This window comes from Halochromatium sp. (genome assembly GCF_054919635.1).
The window spans coordinates 1-2,522 of the sequence record NZ_JBUDPI010000459.1; the positions used below are offsets into that span (position 1 = coordinate 1).

The 2,522-nt window shown below is 62.7% G+C and carries 4 protein-coding genes; 1 reads left to right on the top strand and 3 read right to left on the bottom strand.

Annotated elements, in window-relative coordinates; translation table 11 throughout:
• Window positions 1-226: 226 nt before the first annotated feature.
• Complete coding sequence (locus ACY693_RS18280; protein ID WP_462323238.1) at window positions 227-544, bottom strand: hypothetical protein; 318 nt, start codon at window positions 542-544, stop codon at window positions 227-229.
• A 35-nt stretch (window positions 545-579) separates the two neighbouring features.
• Between ACY693_RS18280 and ACY693_RS18285 the strand changes: the two genes are divergently transcribed.
• Window positions 580-1,527: a YihY/virulence factor BrkB family protein gene (locus ACY693_RS18285; RefSeq protein WP_462323239.1), complete on the top strand. Its 948-nt coding sequence runs from the start codon at window positions 580-582 to the stop codon at window positions 1,525-1,527.
• Window positions 1,528-1,725: 198 nt separating this feature from the next.
• Here the strand turns inward: ACY693_RS18285 and ACY693_RS18290 are convergent, their stop codons facing one another.
• Window positions 1,726-1,875: a helix-turn-helix domain-containing protein gene (locus ACY693_RS18290; protein ID WP_462323241.1), complete on the bottom strand. Its 150-nt coding sequence runs from the start codon at window positions 1,873-1,875 to the stop codon at window positions 1,726-1,728.
• A partial coding sequence (locus tag ACY693_RS18295) for a phospholipase A (RefSeq protein WP_462323240.1) occupies window positions 1,872-2,522 on the bottom strand: 651 nt, incomplete at its 5' end. The genes ACY693_RS18290 and ACY693_RS18295, both read right to left, overlap by 4 nt.

The following is a 2,522-nucleotide window of genomic DNA, read 5'->3' on the forward strand; positions in this document are numbered from 1 at the left end:
TCCGGACTCTTTCTGCTCACGAAAGCGGCCCTATGCTGTCAGCGCGCATTCAGCACTCCACCCCAAAGCAGCAGAGAGAGAATTAGCAAGGCCAAGCCGGCGACTCGCCACTTGCACAACCCGCGGTCCAGCACCTCGCCTTCCACAAGGAAGCGCCAGATCACCGCAATCACCGCACCGATCCGGGTGCACTTGGGCCATGCGGCCCCTTGCCATCGTGACCGTCCTAGTGCAAGGCGCGATGGTCGCCGCCGTCACGCCCTTTGCTATCCCGACACTCAGAGCCTGTTTCGTGCTGGTGACCTGGCTGTTTCTGCTGGCCAAACCGATCCATTGACACCTCATTCTCACCCCGATCCAGCTCGGTCACCAGCATGCGATCAGGCTCCAGCGCGGCGCTCACCGGTGCATGCCAGTCGGCTCCAGACAGGGCATTGGCGCCTGACCGCCCAAGACCAGCTTCGGTAACCCACTTGCTTGGCAGCGTGGCCTCAAGCACATACACTGCGGCTGTCGCAAAGCGCGATGCGGTCCAGGTCGCCATCCTCAGCGATCCCGACGGTGGTGGGTGCAGTGTTCATGGCTAACAGGTGGATTCCAGGACCCGTTGCGCGCCGGCTTCGCCAGTTGCTGACCATCCTGGTCAGCGGCGTGAACCTCTGGCTTGAGCACAACCCGTTCATGCAGGCAGGCGCACTTGCCTTCTTCACCATCTTCTCGCTCGCGCCAACCCTGATCATCGCGGTGACGGTGATCGGCGTCGTGCTCGGCCAGGGTGCGGCGCAAGGCGAGATCGTCGCCCAGCTGCAGGGCGCGATGGGCGCCGAGGCCGCCACCGCCATCGAGCAAGCGATCCTGATGTCGCGGCCCGAAGAGACCGGGCCGCTGCCAACGCTCGTCGGCATCGGCGCAATCCTGACCGGGGCGACCGTGGTGTTCGGTCAACTACGCTATTCGATGAACCTGCTCTGGGGCGTGCGCCCAAGGCCCGGCCACGATCGCCTAGCACCCTTCTGGCAAATGGCTCGCACGCGGCTGCTGTCTCTGCTCGTCGTGCTCTTGATCGGCTTGGGGCTGCTGCTGTACTTCATCGCTGCCATTGCGATTCAAACCCTGATCAGCTCCGTGCATCTGAGCGGGCCACTGCAGGTATTGCAGCCGGATCTGCTCTCAGGCGCTGCCCAAAGCCTCGCCGCGGTGCTGATCACCGCGCTGTTCATCGCAGCGCTGTTCAAGGTGCTGCCCGACGTGCGCTTGTCCTGGCGGGACGTGCTGCCAGGCGCCTTGGTCACGGCACTGCTACTTACCCTCGGCCGTTATGGCATCGCGGTCTATCTTGCCAAGACCGCGATTGCGTCGACCTATGGGGCCGCCGCTTCGCTGCTGGTGATCCTGTTCTGGGTCTACTTCTCCGCCCTGCTGCTCTTGCTGGGTGTGGCGCTGACCCGCGCTGAGCTGAGCGCGCGCAACCGCCCCATCGTGCCGCGCACATCGGCGGTGAGGGTGGTGCAGCAGCAGGTCATCTAAGACCCGTGGCGCGGACTCGACGCCAACCGATCGTCATGCCCAAGCCGCATGCCTAGGGGTTGACCCCAAGCGACTGTTCATCAACCTCATCGGGCTGCCATCACCCCTGCCGGAATTGCCTGGGTGTCCCCCGAAATGTCGGCGGAAAGCGCGGATGAAATCTCCGGCATTGCGATAGTCAACCCGGTCCGCGATCAACTAGATCTGCAGATCGGTGTCCAGCAGCAGCGTCCGCCCGCGCTCCAGGCGCATCTCCTGCAGATATTCGTAGGCGCTCATCCCGACCTGCTCGCGGAAGATGCGCGTGAGTCGCTGCTGAGTGGTGCCAAGAGGACACTCGATGACTATCGATCAAGCACGTCATTCAATGCAATCCCGATCGATATCGCATTCTGCTTGAAGTTGTAATCGAGCAGTGTATCGCCGTAGCCACTGAAGCCGACCAGATAGCCGCGCAGCGGACCGATGAGCGTGGGTGTCATCCAGCTTGCCCTAACCGCCCCTTTCGCTTCGGCCGGGTTGCCCCGTGCCATCAGCGTGAAGCTGTGGCCGCGCCATTTGTAGACGGCGGTGATGTCGCCGTAGCCGTAGTAATCGGTGATGTCCGGGTTATCCTTGTCGGAGCTTGAATCGTCGATCCTGATCCAAGGTCGGATCAGCAGTGCGAAGTTCTCCCTCTCGAGTCCGATCTCGGCCACCAGGCGATCCCAGCTGCGCGAGATCGGATCGGAGCGGCCATTGGATTCGTGCGCGTAGCCCAGGCTCAGCAGACGCCAATCGAAGCCGCCGACAGACCATTGCGGCTGCCAGGCGACCTTGAGCTCGGGCATGTAATTGGTGTCGCGAAACGGACTCGAGATGTCGCCGTTGTAGACCTGCCAAAAGCTCTGCTGGGTGTAGGCGAACCAGAAACCGAGGCGGCGGTCATTGGTCGCCCAGAGGCGGGTCTTGAAACTGATCTGAAACGCGGCCTCACCCTTATCGAGATCGCCGCC